This is a genomic window from Chryseobacterium daecheongense (assembly GCF_003729955.1).
Taxonomy (GTDB): Bacteria; Bacteroidota; Bacteroidia; order Flavobacteriales; family Weeksellaceae; genus Chryseobacterium; species Chryseobacterium daecheongense.
In genome coordinates, this window is record NZ_RJTX01000001.1 from 1 (window position 1) to 16,454 (window position 16,454).

Annotated in this window: 17 protein-coding genes; 10 read left to right on the forward strand and 7 right to left on the reverse strand. The window is 35.7% G+C overall.

What is annotated here, in order from left to right; genetic code table 11:
- Positions 1–286: 286 nt before the first annotated feature.
- Positions 287–1,978 (reverse strand): gamma-glutamyltransferase, encoded by a 1,692-nt coding sequence (gene ggt / locus EGI05_RS00005; protein ID WP_123261033.1) that lies wholly within the window; start codon positions 1,976–1,978, stop codon positions 287–289.
- 99 nt (positions 1,979–2,077) lie between these two features.
- On the opposite strand from ggt, the gene EGI05_RS00010 reads away from it, so the two are divergent.
- Positions 2,078–3,043: an NAD-dependent epimerase/dehydratase family protein gene (locus EGI05_RS00010; protein ID WP_123261034.1), complete on the forward strand. Its 966-nt coding sequence runs from the start codon at positions 2,078–2,080 to the stop codon at positions 3,041–3,043.
- Between the two features lie 80 nt (positions 3,044–3,123).
- Positions 3,124–3,876 (forward strand): polysaccharide deacetylase family protein, encoded by a 753-nt coding sequence (locus EGI05_RS00015; protein WP_123261035.1) that lies wholly within the window; start codon positions 3,124–3,126, stop codon positions 3,874–3,876.
- Between the two features lie 6 nt (positions 3,877–3,882).
- Here EGI05_RS00015 and EGI05_RS00020 read toward each other — a convergent pair whose 3' ends face one another.
- The 3 genes from EGI05_RS00020 to EGI05_RS00030 all read right to left on the reverse strand — a co-directional run bounded on the left by EGI05_RS00020 (position 3,883) and on the right by EGI05_RS00030 (position 7,080).
- Positions 3,883–4,707 (reverse strand): class I SAM-dependent methyltransferase, encoded by an 825-nt coding sequence (locus EGI05_RS00020; RefSeq protein ID WP_123261036.1) that lies wholly within the window; start codon positions 4,705–4,707, stop codon positions 3,883–3,885.
- A gap of 31 nt (positions 4,708–4,738) precedes the next feature.
- Entirely contained in the window at positions 4,739–5,944 is a 1,206-nt protein-coding gene (locus EGI05_RS00025) for a metallophosphoesterase (RefSeq protein WP_123261037.1), read from the reverse strand.
- 68 nt (positions 5,945–6,012) lie between these two features.
- On the reverse strand, positions 6,013–7,080 hold the full coding sequence (locus EGI05_RS00030) for a 3-oxoacyl-ACP synthase III family protein (RefSeq protein ID WP_123261038.1): 1,068 nt from the start codon (positions 7,078–7,080) through the stop codon (positions 6,013–6,015).
- A 100-nt stretch (positions 7,081–7,180) separates the two neighbouring features.
- Between EGI05_RS00030 and EGI05_RS00035 the strand changes: the two genes are divergently transcribed.
- The 8 genes from EGI05_RS00035 (at position 7,181) to EGI05_RS00070 (ending at position 13,466) form a co-directional block, all read left to right on the forward strand.
- Entirely contained in the window at positions 7,181–7,750 is a 570-nt protein-coding gene (locus EGI05_RS00035) for a hypothetical protein (RefSeq protein ID WP_123261039.1), read from the forward strand.
- The gene (gene ubiE / locus EGI05_RS00040) at positions 7,747–8,478 is read left to right on the forward strand and encodes a bifunctional demethylmenaquinone methyltransferase/2-methoxy-6-polyprenyl-1,4-benzoquinol methylase UbiE (RefSeq protein ID WP_123261040.1); all 732 of its coding nucleotides are present in this window, start codon (positions 7,747–7,749) and stop codon (positions 8,476–8,478) included. Before EGI05_RS00035 ends, ubiE begins: the two co-directional genes overlap by 4 nt.
- A gap of 3 nt (positions 8,479–8,481) precedes the next feature.
- A complete protein-coding gene (porT, locus tag EGI05_RS00045; protein ID WP_123261041.1) occupies positions 8,482–9,264 on the forward strand; it encodes a type IX secretion/gliding motility protein PorT/SprT in 783 nt (260 codons plus the stop codon).
- A gap of 139 nt (positions 9,265–9,403) precedes the next feature.
- On the forward strand, positions 9,404–9,706 hold the full coding sequence (locus EGI05_RS00050) for a hypothetical protein (RefSeq protein WP_123261042.1): 303 nt from the start codon (positions 9,404–9,406) through the stop codon (positions 9,704–9,706).
- Positions 9,706–9,993, forward strand: a complete 288-nt coding sequence (locus EGI05_RS00055) for a cell division protein ZapA (protein WP_123261043.1) — start codon at positions 9,706–9,708, stop codon at positions 9,991–9,993. The genes EGI05_RS00050 and EGI05_RS00055 overlap by 1 nt, the downstream gene beginning before the upstream one ends.
- A gap of 221 nt (positions 9,994–10,214) precedes the next feature.
- Positions 10,215–11,786, forward strand: a complete 1,572-nt coding sequence (gene rny / locus EGI05_RS00060; protein WP_123261044.1) for a ribonuclease Y — start codon at positions 10,215–10,217, stop codon at positions 11,784–11,786.
- A 78-nt stretch (positions 11,787–11,864) separates the two neighbouring features.
- The gene (locus EGI05_RS00065; RefSeq protein WP_123261045.1) at positions 11,865–13,106 is read left to right on the forward strand and encodes an MFS transporter; all 1,242 of its coding nucleotides are present in this window, start codon (positions 11,865–11,867) and stop codon (positions 13,104–13,106) included.
- Between the two features lie 168 nt (positions 13,107–13,274).
- Positions 13,275–13,466: a hypothetical protein gene (locus tag EGI05_RS00070; RefSeq protein WP_123261046.1), complete on the forward strand. Its 192-nt coding sequence runs from the start codon at positions 13,275–13,277 to the stop codon at positions 13,464–13,466.
- Between the two features lie 223 nt (positions 13,467–13,689).
- On the opposite strand, the gene EGI05_RS00075 is transcribed toward EGI05_RS00070, so the two are convergent.
- From EGI05_RS00075 to EGI05_RS00085, 3 genes are all read right to left on the reverse strand, one after another.
- Positions 13,690–14,625, reverse strand: a complete 936-nt coding sequence (locus tag EGI05_RS00075; protein WP_185144941.1) for a YeiH family protein — start codon at positions 14,623–14,625, stop codon at positions 13,690–13,692.
- 83 nt (positions 14,626–14,708) lie between these two features.
- Positions 14,709–15,590 (reverse strand): LysR family transcriptional regulator, encoded by an 882-nt coding sequence (locus tag EGI05_RS00080; RefSeq protein ID WP_123261048.1) that lies wholly within the window; start codon positions 15,588–15,590, stop codon positions 14,709–14,711.
- A 28-nt stretch (positions 15,591–15,618) separates the two neighbouring features.
- Positions 15,619–16,452 (reverse strand): GLPGLI family protein, encoded by an 834-nt coding sequence (locus tag EGI05_RS00085; protein ID WP_123261049.1) that lies wholly within the window; start codon positions 16,450–16,452, stop codon positions 15,619–15,621.
- Positions 16,453–16,454 lie beyond the last annotated feature (2 nt).

Sequence of the window (16,454 nt, forward strand, 5' to 3'; positions counted from 1 at the left end):
TTTTGAGAATACAGCACAGCAGTAGTGCATAAGAAGAATGCACTCATGTAGATTTTTTTCATCTATCTTGTGTATTTAAAAGTTAATACTAGTGTTTATTGTTAAAACCTTGCAAATTTAACGTTTTTTAATAACTATTTATTTTGTATTAGATCAAATTAATATGAATCTAGTTATATACTGTATCATAAAAGCAAATATATACCTATATAACGACAAAGCGTGTCGTGTTATCTTTAAGATGCAATTCTATTGTTTGGTTGCAAAATATTGGTATTGTATGTGATTACTCCACCGCAACGGAATCATCGCCACGTCCATCCGCCACTGCATGAATGTTGCCGTTATCATCAATTAAGATCATTTCTGTTCTACCCAATTGTCTTACCTTTTCAAAAATGTATCCTTTGGCCGCAAGCTCGGAAATAGTGGTTGCTGGAAAATTTCCTTCAGCCATTACGGTTTCAGGAAGCCATTGATGATGGAATTTAGGAGCATTCACCGAGATATTGGCATTTTGTTTAAAATCAACGACGTTGACGATAGATTGATAAACAGATGTAGGAATAGTAGTTCCTCCCGGTGTGCCAACAACCATATATGGTTTTCCGTTTTTCAGTAAAATGGTGGGAGTCATGGAAGAAAGCATCCTTTTATGAGGTTGTATAGAGTTGGCTTCGCCACCAACAGCTCCAAACATGTTGGGAACACCTGGTTTTATAGAAAAGTCATCCATTTCGTTATTTAAAAAGAAACCGGCTCCGGAAACCACCACTTTGCTTCCGTATAAGCCATTAAGAGTGGTTGTTACAGCGGCGGCATTGCCATCTTTATCAATAACTGAAATGTGAGTGGTTTCTGTAGATTCTTTTGGTTGAGGAATAATTTTTCCCACCTCAGAACTTGGAGTGGCCTTGTTGAAATTGAAGCTTTTCCATCTATTTCTTAGGTACTCATCGGAGATCAGGTAAGCAGTTTTATCCTCAATAAAATCTGGATCTCCCATATACTCAGCTCTATCTGCAAACGCTCTTCTTTCTGCTTCAATCATGATTTGTACAGCCTGAGCAGAATTCTGCTGATACTTTTCAAGATTTTCATATCCGGACATTTTCAGCATTTGTGCTAAAAGAAGTCCACCACTTGAAGGTAAAGGCATAGAAACAATATGGTTGTCTTTATAATCAAATTCCAGAGCTTTTCTTTCCACAACTTTATATTTTTTCAAATCATCAAGAGTGATGATTCCATTTCCTTTCTTCATTTCGGAGACTAAAAGATCTGCTGTTTTTCCTTCATAAAACCCTTTAGCTCCTGATTGTTGGATTAACTTTAAAGTGTTAGCCAATTCCTTCTGAACCAGGATGTCGCCAGCTTTCCAAGGTGTGTTTTTTACGAAAGCCATAGAGGTGGAGGCATTATGTTTTTGAAATATCTCTTGATGTACATTCAGTAAATTAGCTTCCTGTTCGGTAATGGCAAATCCCTTTTCAGCAAGATCTATGGCGGGTTGAATCAGTTTTTTCATGGGAAGCTTGCCATATTTTAGAGTAGCAAAGAATCCTGCCACACTTCCGGGAACACCTACTGCCAATCTCCCGTTTTGTGACCAATCTGTATTTGCTTTCCCCTTTTTATCTAAATACATATCCCTTGATGCTTTTGCGGGAGCCGTTTCACGGTAATCGATCGTGAATTTTTCTCCGGTATTCTTAACACCAACAAGAAATCCGCCACCACCAATATTTCCTGCCTGTGGATAAACAACAGCTAATGCGTATTGGGTTGCTACAACAGCATCATAAGCATTTCCTCCCATTTTCAGGATTTTTGCTCCTGCTTCACTGGCTAAAGGATGTGCGGAAACAACAACCCCTTTGTTTTTTACTTTTACTTCCTTTACAATATTGATATCAGTATATTGAGCCCATGAAAACTGGCAGACCAAAAGTGCTCCTGCGAGAAATATATTTTTCATATTCGGATGTTTCTAACAAAAGTATGAAATAATGTACAGCATAAGTATGCCGGTTAGCCTGATTTTTTTAATTTTGTAACATTCTAAAAAAATCTAAAAATGGAGTCCTATACGGAGAAAATACTTATTACAGGTGCTTTAGGTCAGATAGGCACCGAGCTTACGAACAGACTTGTTGAAATTCACGGTGCAGACAATGTGGTTGCTTCCGGATTAGACAGATGGCAAAAAGGAATTACTTCTGCCGGATACTATGAAAGAATGGATGTAACCAATACTCAATTGGTAAGACAGGTGATCAAAGATTATGATATTACTACAGTGTATCACCTGGCATCACTACTTTCCGGAACTTCGGAAAAACAGCCGATTTTTGCATGGAAACTGAACCTGGAACCTCTTCTTCATTTTTGTGAAATGGCAAAGGAAGGATTGATCAAAAAGATCTTCTGGCCAAGCTCAATCGCAGTATTCGGAAAAGGAATTCCAAAAGAAAACGTAGGGCAGGATGTAGTTTTAAATCCGACTACAGTATATGGTATTTCCAAAATGGCTGGAGAAAAATGGTGTGAGTATTATTTTGACAAGCATGGAGTAGACGTAAGAAGTATTAGATATCCGGGACTGATCTCTTGGAAAACTCCGGCAGGTGGAGGAACTACAGATTATGCAGTGGAAATTTTCTACGAAGCTGTAGAAGAAGGAAAATACACAAGCTTTATTTCCGAGAATACGGCGATGCCGATGTTGTACATGGATGATGCTATCAATGCTACATTAAAGTTGATGGAAGCTCCTAAAGACAGTTTAACGGTACGTTCATCTTATAACCTGGGTGGCATGTCATTCACTCCAAAAGAATTGGCAGAAGAGATCAAAAAAGAAATTCCTGAATTCACTATTGATTATAAACCGGACTTCAGACAAGCCATTGCAGATTCTTGGCCGGCTTCTATTAATGATTCTGTTGCAAAAAGAGATTGGGGACTTGCTTACGATTTCGGAATTTCTGAAATGTCAAAGGATATGATTAAAAATTTAAAAGTGAAATTGAATAAAAATTAATATTTAATTGATAGGTTAAATAAATTTCGTATCTATTTATAGTATAATTAATTATAACTTTTATCTAAAATTTAATTTAAATGATATTGTTAACTTTCAACATGATGAATATGGAGGCTGAAACTAAAAACGGCATTCAGATTTCTAATGAGGAAAGGTTGAAAATTACGGAAGACAATACCAAAGCGATTCTCAGAATTTTAGATATTCATGACATAAAAGCAACATTTTTCGTTGAGATTTCGATCGCGGAAAAATGTAAAAATCTTATAAAAGCAATTTCGGGCCGCGGTCACGAAATTGCTTTTTATAATAAAAATTCCAGTCTTCAGGATATTGAGCAAACCAAGAAAAGTATGCAGGATTTCCTGGAGAAACAGGTACGGGGTATTCGCCAGAAAGATTTGAAATTGCCTTCGGAAGATTTGAAATTGCTGGAGTTTAATTATATCTCCAACATCGATAATGCAAACATTTTATTCCCGCTGAAACGATTGGAAAGAAATACAGAGATCGTGGAAGAAGAAGGGATAAGTATTGTTCCGGAAAGTATTTCTCCTTACAGCCAGTTGCCGTACAATGACTTCGTATTTCAGATGCTGCCAATGAACTATTATCAGAATATGGTTTTTGAAACCCTGAAAAACGAAGAATTTGTTCTGATCTATCTTAATACATGGCAATTCACCGACTTTAAAAAATACAAGTTTAAAATTCCGTTTTACAGAAGACTTTTTTCGGGCAGAAAAATGGAGGACAAATTAGATGCCCTCCTTAGCTGGATCAACGAGAAGGAATTGGCTACTTCCCGTATGAAAGATTATATTTTTTAATCGATTTTATTCCTGAATGCAAATCGCCAATAAATCTGTTGAGTATTGCATTTCTTTTTGAATTTTAATATCGTTCTGAGAATATTGCGAGGTAAAATTATTGGGTTTGCTTTTTTCTGTAATTTCCTTTTGGGGTTTCGTCTTTAATTTGTTTTTTAGTTCAAATAAAGATTTTAAAGCATTCAATAAGAAAACTCTTACAGGATAAGGATAAATACTCAAAGTGCAGGGAAGCGTGAGTATTTTCTGCTTTTTTGTTCTATTGATTTCCTCTAATACCAAATCTGAATCGGAGCCGATTTTTAATACTTCTACCTGGCTAAAATATTTCTGCAGTAAGCGTTGTAAACTTCCCGCAGTATATTCTTTTAAATGAAAGATATTCCAGGGTTGCTGAATGTGATTGAAAAGCCTGTTGGTTTTATCTGGTGTTGAAATCAGCAAATGCCCACCGGGATTTAAAAGTTTTTTTAAATCTTCGACATATTTGTTGTCGTTTGGAACATGTTCTATTACCTGGAAAGAGGTAATTACATCAAACTTTTCATCCGAAATCTCCGGTATGGTCTTAAATTCAAGGTTAGGAGAGGAGTAATTATTTTGAGCAAAATCAATAGCTTCCTTACTGATATCAACACCGATTACACTTTCAGCATTCTCTGACAACATTTTGGTACCATAACCTGAGCCACATCCATAATCCAATACCTTTTTACCTTTAACAAAGTTCTTAGCATATTCATAGGTAGCAATGTGCATCAGATGAATGTAAAACTCCGATTTATTATTGAAGTTTTCATTAAGGATATGGCGTTCTCCGGTGTCTTTCATCAGTAATCAATATATCCGCTAAAATAAGGAATTAAGACAATTCAAAAAGAGTAATTTCGGGTAAAACACCCACTCTTCCCGGATATGCCAACACTCCGAAACCTCTGTTGACATACAAAAGTTTGCCTTCGCTTTCATACAAATCTGCCCATTTCGGGTAACGGTACTGAACAGGGGACCATTTTATATTTTTAAGATCCAGTCCGAACTGCATTCCGTGCGTATGCCCTGAAAGAGTAAGGTGAACATTTCCTTTGTGTTTTTTTACTACATAATCAAAATGGGTAGGATCATGGCTCATTAATATTTTTGTAGCAGATTCAGGAAGGTCTTCAAGTGCTTTATCCAGATCCCCAAACTGCGGGAATGGCTTTAATCCCCAGTTGTCAACTCCAAGGATGTATAGTTTTTCACCATTTTTCTCAATGATTCTGTTTTCATTTCTCAGCATATCAAAACCTGCCTGTTTTTCATATTCAATAAGGGTTTCGAGATTCCTTCTCTTGGCGTCTGGAGAAGTCCAGGTCACATAATCTCCGTAATCATGATTCCCAAGAACGGCAAATTTGCCATCTTTAGCTTTGATTTTTGAAAATAAAGGAATAAACGGTAGAAATTCTTCTGCAACATTATTCACCATATCTCCGGTAAATAATACAAGATCTGGTTTGTGTTCGTTGATGAGTTCAATGGCATGAGCCAGTTTATCGGGGTTTGAAAAACTTCCACTGTGAACATCAGAAATCTGTACTATTTTATACCCTTTAAAGCTTTGAGGCAAATTGGTAAGCTTTACTTTTACTTTTCTTACTTTATGCCTGTATCTTCCAAAAGTAATTCCGTCTATGAATAAAGCGGAAAGTACTCCTCCCATGCCTAATCCCATTAGGCTTAAGAATTTTCTTCTTTCCGGGAAGAAATTTTCTGTAGGTCTTATCAATCCTGTAAGATAGCTTCCGGTCCGGAAAATATCATCGATTAATAAAAACAGTACTACAAACACTTTGGGTAAAATGAAAATCAGGAATAATGAGATCATAATCTGTATTCTCACCGTGCTTCTGTCAGACTTTTGGAAATGGGCAACTTCATAGGCGAAAAGGGCATACACTGCCAAAGACACTACCCAATAACCCAATCTTATCCAGAAATTATCTGTTAACGTTCTTATTGCCTGGTAAATATAAATTTCTAAAAACAGAAATATGGCGGCAATGATTAAAAAATTTCTTTGCATAATACGTTTCAAAAAAAGCACAAAAGAAATTTCCTTTGTGCTTTTAATATTTTAAATTAATTGATCAATTAAGGAAATCTGTAAACGATAGCATTGATGTTCATTCCTGCTCCCACAGAAGTCATTACAATGTTACCTTTATCTTTAAACGATTGACCCTCCATTTTTCCTTTAATTATTAAATCATACATGGTAGGAATCGTAGCTACAGAAGAATTTCCGAACATTTGGATTGTCATTGGAGAGATCGCATGATCATAATCTTTTACATCATAAAGCTTATGAAGTCTTTCAATCATGGCATAATCCATTTTAGCATTAGCCTGGTGGATCAGAATTTTGTTAATATCTTCAATAGAAAGACCTGCATCTTCAATAGTTTCTTTAATAGCTGCAGGAACATTTTTAAGAGCGTACTCATAAATTTTTCTCCCCTGCATTCTTACAAATAAACGGGTTTGATCGGATTCTTTGTTAATCGATGGCCCGTTTGCCAGATAATCAAGTTCAATCCCATTATCACAAATGGTATTGTGGGCAATGATACCTACATTTTCATCATCAGTAGCCTTCACTACTACAGCTCCGGCTCCGTCTGCAAAGATCATTCTGTTTCTATCATGTGGATCTGTTACACGGCTTAATGTTTCAGCTCCGATCACCAAAATGGTTTTAGCGGCATTGGCTTTAATTAAATTATCAGCCAAAATCATAGCTTCCACCCATCCCGGACATCCGAAAAGCATATCATAAGTAACACACTTTCTGTTTTTAATGCCCAATTTATTTTTTACTCTTGCAGCCATAGTCGGCATGAAATCGGCATATCCGTGTACCGTTACTTCCCCGAAGTTGCTGGCATAAATAATATAATCTAATTCTTCAGCATCAATCTTTGCATCCTCAATAGCTATTTTTGCTGCTTCATAACCGATTTTTGAATTGGAAAGATCATCATCGATGAATCTCCTGTTTTCTATTTCTGTAATTTCTACAAACTTAGCAATAGTTTCTTCAGCAGGTTTATCAATCTTAACCCCGTCTTCTGTATAAAACTCTGAATCCAGGAAAAAGTCTCTTCCGATGACTCTGTTGGGAAGGTAAGATCCTGAACCAATAATGATCGTATTCGGCATTCGTTTAAATGATTTTTTAAAGATGCAAAGTTAATAATTAATATTAATAAGAAAGAATTAAAAATATTATTAAATTTGCAAAAATTGTACTTTACAGTCTATGAAAAACAACCCGTCCTTAAAAGGCTTACTCATTGCTCTTGTGGCTTTTATAGTTGCCTTTGGGATTTATTTCCTGTTTTTGGCCAAGAAAAATTATTATCTGGTAGATAATCCCACTTCCAATACCTATTATTACAAGATCAATAACGGTTCCGAAGGAATTATTTCTGCGGGGCAGTCTGTGAAAGTAGACCTGGATAAAGGGAAAAATTCCATTAAAGTTTTCGACCAAAATAAAAAATTATTGTACGATTCTGCTTTTCAGGTAGATAAAATCCGTGGTCTCATCAATATCGCACACCAGGATTATTATATCAATCGTCAATTTTATGGATACAATCTTAAAAAAGATTCATTACTTTTGGTGCTTGATAAAACCGTTATAGACGGAAAAGAATATTTTGGTGATCCCAAACATTTCAATAAGCTTTATACAGAGGATTTTTATTACAATGTAAATGAAGATTATGATAAGCTGATCAAGAATATTGATAAAGTGGAATCCCGCACAAAGATTTTCAGAAAACAAGATTACCTTAACTATTATAAAGAATATTACAAGTTTTGACAAAAGATATCAACCAAGTAACGCCCTACAATTCTGAAGCTACCAAAAAAAGCCAGGTAGAGGATATGTTTGACAATATTGCACCGAAATATGATCTTTTAAATCATGTTTTGTCCATGAAAATTGATGTTTTGTGGAGAAATAATCTGGTAAAATGGATGAAAAAAGATAACCCGCAGGAAGTGCTGGATGTGGCTACAGGAACGGGAGATCTGGCTATCGCCATCGAAAAAGGAACTGCTTCAAAAGTAATTGGTTTGGATTTATCGCAACAAATGTTAAATGTTGGCGTTATTAAAATAAAAAAACTTAAATTAGACGGCAAAATTTCCATGCAAAAGGGAGATGCGGAAAATTTACCTTTCGAGGACAATAGATTCGATGCTGTTTCCGTTGCATTTGGAGTAAGGAATTTTGAAAACCTCACCAAAGGTTTATCAGAATTAAGAAGAGTAGTTAAAGATAACAAAAGTGTTTATATACTTGAGTTTTCAAAGGTTGAGGGGTTCTTAGGGCCATTATATATGTTTTATTTCAAAAATATATTACCTGCCATTGGCAGACTGGTTTCTAAAGATAATAGGGCATATACGTACCTTCCGGATTCTGTAAATGCTTTTCCTTTCGGGGAAAAGATGAGACAAATTCTTTTAGATACAGGATTTAAAAAAGTTGAATATAAAAAACAAAGTTTAGGTATAGCCACAATTTACAAAGCAACAAAGTAACCTATGAATAAATTTTTATTAAGAGCACTGGTTTTAGCCACCGTAAATATCGCAGTTTTTGCAGATGCACAATTTAGAACCCGAAACAGAATGGATAAGCTGGAAGATTTTGATCAGCAAACCTTCAGTTGGGGTTTTTATTTAAATGGCAACTTGATAGATTACCGTATCGTATTACACCCGAGATATGGTATGAACGGAAATCACAATCTTGTTTCGTCTAAAGAAAGTATTAGTTTCGGTGCCGGGTTGATCGGTAAATGGAGACTGAACGATTATTTGGACCTAAGAGTGGAACCAGGGTTACAGTTTGCTCAAAGAGAATTGACTTTTAATACTCAATCTAATGATCAGTATGCTGCCGGAACTTTGACGAATCCACCTTTTACTCCAATCCCTTTAACTGAAAATGATAAAGTAAGAGAGATCAAGTCTACATTAGTTGACGTGCCTGTATTATTGGAACTTCACGGACAAAGATGGTACAACTCCAGACCGTATGTTGCGGCGGGTGTGAACTATGTGGTAAACCTACAGTCCAATTCAAGTTCTGAGGACGATAACTTACAACAGGTTTTCAGATCTACTACGCACAACTTTGCATGGTCTGCAGAAATGGGGATACAGTTTTATTTCAATAAATTTAAACTTACTCCTGCGATCAGAGGAACTTTCTTTATGAATAATGAAAAAGTGGCGGATAACGCGACAACTCCTCCTTACTGGTCAGCGGCAGTATCTACATTACAGACAAGAGCGATCATGTTTGTATTGAAATTCGAATAAGAATTAAGAAATATAAATACAAAAAGGGGATGCATCGCATCTCCTTTTTTGTTTCTGTGGTTAAAATATAAGGAATTTTATTTTTATTAATGTTAATAATTTCATATTTTTGCTAATAGTTAGAATATATAAACCTGAAATGCTTCAAGACTTAGAAAACAATTTTTCAGAACTGGAAAAAAAGATTTCGAATTTACAAAAGAACTATCGGATTCTTGCTGAAAAGTTATCAGAATTAAGTGTGGAGCATGAAGATCTGAAGAAGAAATATGATGAGGAAAGAAAGAGAAATCAGGTATTAGCAGAAGAACAAAAAAATATAAAACTTTATTCAGCAATATCAGGAAATCCTGAACACAACAGGTTAATGAAAAATCATATTAACAGACTCGTGAAGGAAATAGATTTCTGTATTGCCCAGCTTCAAAACAGTGGATTATAATGGAGGTAAGAAGAATAACCATCAACATTGCAGGAAGGGTATATCCGCTGAACGTACCGGCAGCAGAGGAGGAAACTCTGCGTAAAGTAGGGAAGCAGATTGAAAATATGATTAAAGATTTTGAACAGAATTTCGATGTAAGAGATAAACAGGACGCTTTGGCGATGTGTGCCCTCAAACTGGGAACGAATGCCGAAGTAATGTCTCTTAAATACGAAAAAAGTATACAATCTACCAACGAAAGATTAAGCCAGATTAATCAATCGTTAAATGAAATAGGGAAATAATTTTTCCCGAAAAACTGCCTACAATAATTCTAACACATTAAAGGTAAACTCAACGCTAAACAATTACCGAACAAATGTCCATTGAATGGCGTGCCGGTCTTCCGGATTACAGACAGTGGAAATCAGTTCAAATCGTGTTGATTAGGAGTTTACTCTCAATCTTTGAATTGTTGTAGGCTTTTTTTATTATGAATTATGAAGACAATTAAAACTCGATATATATGACAACAACCGCAATTATTGTCGGCGTTATTTGCTTAGTAGTCGGGGCTGTTTTAGGAATTATTTTTTCCAAAAGCTCTCTGAACTCAAAAGCTAAATTTATTATAGATGATGCAAAGAAAAATGCCGAAAACCTTATAGAAAAAGCTAACGTACAGGCTGAATCCATAAAAAAAGAAAAAAACCTTCAGGCTAAAGAAAAATTCCTTGAACTGAAATCTCAGCATGATGCTGATATCCAGGCTCGTGAAAAGAAAATGCAGGAGGTGGAAAAAAGAATAAAGGATAAGGAACACAAGCTGAATGAGGAGCTTAGTAAGACAGGAAAGCTTGAAAAGGATTTGGATAAGCAAATTGCAGATTACGCTAAGAAAAACGAAATTTTAGATAAAAAACAACACGAATTAGACATAGTTACGGCTAAAAAGGTTGAAATTCTTGAAAAAATATCTAATTATACTGCTGAAGAAGCCAAAGTTGAATTGGTGGAATCTATGAGAGCTGAAGCAAAAACAAGAGCTCAGGCACATGTTCAGAGCATCATGGAAGAAGCACAGCTGAATGCTAAAAACGAAGCCAGAAAAATCGTTATTCAGACGATTCAGAGAATCGGAACGGAACAGGCTATCGAAAATTCAGTATCTGTTTTCAATATTGAATCAGATGAGGTAAAAGGTAGAATTATTGGTAGAGAAGGTAGAAACATCCGTGCTTTAGAAGCAGTGACAGGAGTTGAAATTATTGTTGATGATACCCCGGAAGCTATTCTTCTTTCATGCTTCGACCCGGTAAGAAGAGAAATTGCCAGATTATCACTTCACAGATTGGTTACAGACGGAAGAATCCACCCTGCAAGAATCGAAGAAGTAGTAGAAAAAACAAGAAAACAGATTGAAGAGGAAATTATTGAAGTAGGAAAAAGAACGATTATAGACCTTGGAATTCACGGATTGCACCCGGAATTGATCAAAATCGTAGGAAGAATGAAATATCGTTCTTCTTATGGACAAAACCTATTGCAGCACTCCAGAGAAGTAGCCAACATTGCTGCTACGATGGCTGCGGAATTAGGCTTAAACGTAAAATTAGCTAAGAGAGCAGGTCTATTGCACGATATCGGTAAAGTTCCGGAGCAGGAATCAGAGCTTCCGCACGCTTTATTAGGAATGCAATGGGCAGAGAAATATGGTGAAAATCCGGAAGTTGTTAACGCAATCGGAGCTCATCACGATGAAATTGAAATGAAATCATTATTATCTCCAATCATTCAGGTAGCGGATGCTATTTCAGGAGCAAGACCAGGAGCAAGAAGACAAGTATTGGAATCTTACATTCAAAGATTAAAAGATCTTGAATCTGCAGCGTTAAGCTTCGATGGAGTATCAAGTGCTTATGCGATTCAGGCAGGTAGAGAATTGAGAGTAATGGTAGAAAGTGGAAAAGTAAATGACGAGGTTGCTTCCCAATTATCTTACGACATTTCTGAAAAAATCCAAAACGAGTTAACCTATCCTGGACAAGTAAAAGTAACAGTGATCAGAGAAACAAGAGCTGTGAATATTGCAAGATAATAATTGAATCAAGATATTTGATAAAAACCTTTCAAGAGATTGAAAGGTTTTTTATTTTTATCCAAATTTAAAAAATCAATGCAAGAACTTTCTCTGTCTTCAAAACTGAAGCACATTTTTTCAATTCCCGTTGTTATTTCCGCGTTAGGCTACTTTGTAGATATTTACGACCTCCTTTTATTCGGTATTGTAAGAATTCCCAGCTTAAAAGATTTGGGTCTAAATCCTGATGTAGATGGTACCTTTATTCTCAACTGTCAGATGGTGGGGTTATTGCTCGGCGGAGTTCTATGGGGTGTTTTCGGAGATAAGAAAGGAAGGCTTTCCGTTTTATTCGGTTCTATTCTGGTGTATTCATTGGCTAATATTGCATGTGGCTTTTTACCATACTTTCCGAAAGAACATCTGGTATATCAGTATGCATTATTACGATTTATAGCCGGAATTGGCTTAGCCGGAGAATTGGGAGCGGGAATTACGTTGGTTTCAGAAAGCTTACCTAAGAATTTACGGGCTATAGGCACGTCTGTAGTCGCTGGTTTTGGCTTAATGGGGGCTGTAGTAGCTCAGCTAACAGTTGAATTGGCAGGAGGCTGGAATATTTCTTATATGATAGGTGGTGGATTAGGAATCCTGCTTTTGTTTCTGAGGATCAGTGTTTCCGAATCCGGAATTTATAAGAACATTGAACATGAAAGCGTCTCTAAAGGGAATTTCTTTTCCTTTTTTACCCATAAAGACCGTTTGATAAGATACCTTAAATGTATTGCTGTAGGGTTACCCACATGGTATTGTATAGGTATTTTAGCTGTTTTGGCGAACCAGTTTGCCCCTGAATTAGGAATCACGGAAATCAGTCCCGGAAAAGCGATTATGTGGGCATATGTAGGCATTTCTGTGGGGGATTTAATGAGCGGGTTTATTTCTCATGCCTTAAAATCCAGAAAAATGGCCATTTTTTATATGCTGGTTTTTACTCTGATAGGAGTGGCAATTATGCTTTTTGGCAATACGAATACGGAAACCAAATATTATATTTTTTGTGTATGGCTGGGACTGGGAACCGGATATTGGGCAATGTTTGTCACCTTAGCGGCGGAACAGTTCGGGACCAATATCAGAAATACAGCGACCACTACCGTACCTAATATGGTAAGAGGGCTGGTTCCGGTGATGATCCTTGCATTTGATTTTTTCAAGAATAGTTTCTCAATCATTGTAAGTGCAGCTCTTCTAGGAGTTATCGTATTTGGATTGGCGATCTATTCAGCGCTTACGATTTCCGAAACCCATAATAAGGATCTGGAGTTTACCGAATAATCTTGTTTAATAAATAGAGCTGTTGTTTTTCTCTATATATTAAATATAACAGTAATTCAATCAGTAGATTATTAAATTTTGTATTAAATTATGTTGCAAATAATATATATTTGTTTAACTTTGGAAGAGAACTAAATTATAAATGTTTAATCACTAAAATCAAATCACATGTCAAACAACATTTTAAAAAACGCTAAGAAATTAAAAAAAGCAGACCTTAAAAATATCGCAGGGGGAATCAGCGGAAATCCTGATTTGTCTCTTTGCGGATGCAGCTGTTCAGGTTCAGTAACAGGGCCTTGGTATTGCGTACAATATATCGCTTGTCCACAAGTATATACATGCGGATCTGAGATTTAAGAAATTATTTCAACTGAAATAAACATTTCCACATTTAAATACAAAAGCCTTTTGGTTCTCCAAAAGGTTTTTGTTGTTTATAAAGGTTGATATCCGAAAGCCACCCTGCAACGATGAAAAAACACATGACTTAGATTTGAATTGAAAGGATAACTATGAAAAAATGATCATAAAGATTATCCATATTGCACAAGTGGCTACGGATATTTTAATGATGAGTATTTTAATTAATAATATAAATAAGACTTCCAATACTGATGGCCATCCAAAGGATAATGGCAGCAGCTAAAGGCTTTAATCCTATTGTTTTTAAGGTCTGAACAGACAGGGTAGAACCAATAAAGAATAACGTTAAGTTCAATCCTGATTTGGCGAAATCTGTCACTATTGAAGTAATACTATCCGGAAAAGGAAGATATGTGTTCATTAAAATGGCAAGTATAAACCATCCGATAAACCATGGAATTTTAATTTTACTCCCTTTACTTTTGAAAATAAACATGGTGATCACGGAGACCGGTATGATCCATAAAGCACGAGCCAGCTTCACTGTGGTAGCTACTTTTAAAGCTTCATCTCCATATTTACTGGCTGCTCCCACCACAGAACTCGTATCATGAATTCCCACCGCGCACCATAATCCAAACTGTTCCTGGGAAAGATTTAACCAACTGCCAATGGCGGGATAAACAAATAATGCAAGGGAATTAAGGGTAAAAATAATGGCCAAAGCAAGAGAAATCTGTTTGGTGTCTGGCTTGATGATGGGAGAGGTGGCTGCAATAGCACTGCCTCCGCAGATGGCGGTTCCTACAGAAATTAAATAGGATAACGGTCTATTCAGTTTAAATATTTTCCCTAAAAAATATCCTAAAACCATTACGGATATAATACTCGCAATGGTTAATGTAAATCCTGTTTTTCCTGCCTGTAAAGCTTCATCCAACTTTAATCCAAACCCTAATCCCACAATGGAAATCTGTAACAAAAGATGAATATATGAATGCAGACTCTTTTCAAATGGATTGCCAACAAAAATAACCATCAGGAATCCTAAAGCCAAGGCTATAGGTGAAGAAATAAAAGGAGTCAGACAAAGTACTGCGAATCCTATAAAAATGATTTTCTGAACAGACTCGTTAAAAGCCAACTTTTTCATATTGTAAAACATTGAATTGATGGTTCAAAGTTCTACAATTTATTATTACAAAATAAATTGAATTTAGTTATTGAAAATAACTTTTAGTTATAGCTAATGAATCTTAAAAATAGTTTGATCAGTTCAGATTGTTCTCCTTTGGAAAGAATAATATGAAAATCTCTTTCGATGCTGAAATTCCTAATATCAATAATCGTAAGAAGATTGTTTTTTAATTCATGAAGAATGGTACTCACAGATAGAAATGCCATACAATCCGAATGCAGCAGATAACTTTTAATGCTTTCGCTGCTTCCCAATGACATTACGGTGTGCAATTCCTCGATATTGATCCCTTTTTCTTTCAAACGGTTTTGAATAAATTCCTGAGTCCCTGATCCCTGTTCCCGGAAGACAAAATCCAATCCGTACAATTCTTTCAGGCTTAAGGTTTTGTTTGAAAGCGGATGTCCAGATCTTGCTACGAGAACAATTTCATCTGCTTTAAAAGATTGATAATCGAAATAGGAAGACTGGGATTCTCCTTCAATAATTCCTACATCTATTTTACCATTTTTCAATAGTTCGGAAATCGTTTCTGTATTGTAAGTGAGCAATTCAATTTTGATGTCTTTGTAATAGGCATTGAATGTAGCAAGAATTTCGGGAAGAATATATTGTGCAACGGTTGTACTTGCCCCGATGATCAGCTTGCCTTTATGTTGTTGGTTGATCTGGTTGATTTCAAACTCGAGGTCACGATAGATATTCCGGATTTTTTCCGCATATTCAAAGAGAATTTTTCCACTTTGGGTAAGCTGTATGGTTGTTCCATTCCGATGGAACAGCTTTGTGTTGAGCTGGTTTTCAATTTCTTTAATATGTTTGGTAACAGCGGGTTGGGAAATATGCAGTTCTTCAGAAGCTTTGGTAAAGCTCAGCCTGGAAGCCACGGTGTGAAACACTTTTAATCTGTAATCAAACATGATATGAATGTAAGTCTCTTAATTAATTTTAATAACGGATCGCTTTATCTATTTCAACAGGATTGTTATACTTCCGGATAACTTCCTGCATATTTTTAGTTTGGGTGTTAAGGTCATCAAGCGTGCGTATTTCTTTTCCGTTGATATTGATATTAAGATTCGTATTGGCTTTACTGAAATTAGTTCTTTCAAAGACAAAAGGATCATTATAAAATTCCGTCAAAAGCTTTTTCTTCTGTTTTTCTGTAACAGGAATAGCTTTAGTTCCAAAATTAGATTCCAGAAAATCGTCGGTAGAGATGACATTCGGTAATTTCTGGCTTTTGATTAAATGATAAATGAAATTATTGTTGGAATCCTGGATTTCGAAAATTAATCCGGGTAATCCACGGAATTTAAAAGGCCCTTCATTAAAAGGAATATCTTTGCTGAACCATACTGTCCAATTTCTTCCGCCAAATGTGGTAGTGGCCTTTTGAAGCTTATAACCCTGAACATTTTTAGTTTCATCAGAAATTGTCCAGTTTATTTTATCGGTTGTCTTAAAAGAATAGTACCCAAACTTGATATTGATGAAATTTTCGTTATCAAAACTGTTCATTTTTCTCTTCACAATTTGTCCGCTCATGTCAACATGTTTGTTATCCATATTCCCAAACTTTTTGTTTAATGAGTCTGCTATCAAAAGATTCCGGCCATAAAATTTCACCTCCTTTGAATTGATATCCAATATCATATTGAATTTCTGATATTCATTTTCAGTGGAGTCCATTTTCAATTGGAGTTCATAAATGAACCTGTGGGTTTGCGATGCTGCAGGTGTTATCAATAATAGAAACAGCAAAATGAAAATATTTCTCATAG

Bases quoted from the DNA above. Each gene is read 5' to 3' on its own strand.
- ggt (WP_123261033.1), bottom strand. From the start codon at position 1,978: ATGAAAAATATATTTCTCGCAGGAGCACTTTTGGTCTGCCAGTTTTCA.
- EGI05_RS00010 (WP_123261034.1), top strand. From the start codon at position 2,078: ATGGAGTCCTATACGGAGAAAATACTTATTACAGGTGCTTTAGGTCAG.
- EGI05_RS00015 (WP_123261035.1), top strand. From the start codon at position 3,124: ATGATATTGTTAACTTTCAACATGATGAATATGGAGGCTGAAACTAAA.
- EGI05_RS00020 (WP_123261036.1), bottom strand. From the start codon at position 4,707: ATGAAAGACACCGGAGAACGCCATATCCTTAATGAAAACTTCAATAAT.
- EGI05_RS00025 (WP_123261037.1), bottom strand. From the start codon at position 5,944: ATGCAAAGAAATTTTTTAATCATTGCCGCCATATTTCTGTTTTTAGAA.
- EGI05_RS00030 (WP_123261038.1), bottom strand. From the start codon at position 7,080: ATGCCGAATACGATCATTATTGGTTCAGGATCTTACCTTCCCAACAGA.
- EGI05_RS00035 (WP_123261039.1), top strand. From the start codon at position 7,181: ATGAAAAACAACCCGTCCTTAAAAGGCTTACTCATTGCTCTTGTGGCT.
- porT (WP_123261041.1), top strand. From the start codon at position 8,482: ATGAATAAATTTTTATTAAGAGCACTGGTTTTAGCCACCGTAAATATC.
- EGI05_RS00050 (WP_123261042.1), top strand. From the start codon at position 9,404: ATGCTTCAAGACTTAGAAAACAATTTTTCAGAACTGGAAAAAAAGATT.
- EGI05_RS00055 (WP_123261043.1), top strand. From the start codon at position 9,706: ATGGAGGTAAGAAGAATAACCATCAACATTGCAGGAAGGGTATATCCG.
- rny (WP_123261044.1), top strand. From the start codon at position 10,215: ATGACAACAACCGCAATTATTGTCGGCGTTATTTGCTTAGTAGTCGGG.
- EGI05_RS00065 (WP_123261045.1), top strand. From the start codon at position 11,865: ATGCAAGAACTTTCTCTGTCTTCAAAACTGAAGCACATTTTTTCAATT.
- EGI05_RS00070 (WP_123261046.1), top strand. From the start codon at position 13,275: ATGTCAAACAACATTTTAAAAAACGCTAAGAAATTAAAAAAAGCAGAC.
- EGI05_RS00075 (WP_185144941.1), bottom strand. From the start codon at position 14,625: ATGAAAAAGTTGGCTTTTAACGAGTCTGTTCAGAAAATCATTTTTATA.
- EGI05_RS00080 (WP_123261048.1), bottom strand. From the start codon at position 15,590: ATGTTTGATTACAGATTAAAAGTGTTTCACACCGTGGCTTCCAGGCTG.
- EGI05_RS00085 (WP_123261049.1), bottom strand. From the start codon at position 16,452: ATGAGAAATATTTTCATTTTGCTGTTTCTATTATTGATAACACCTGCA.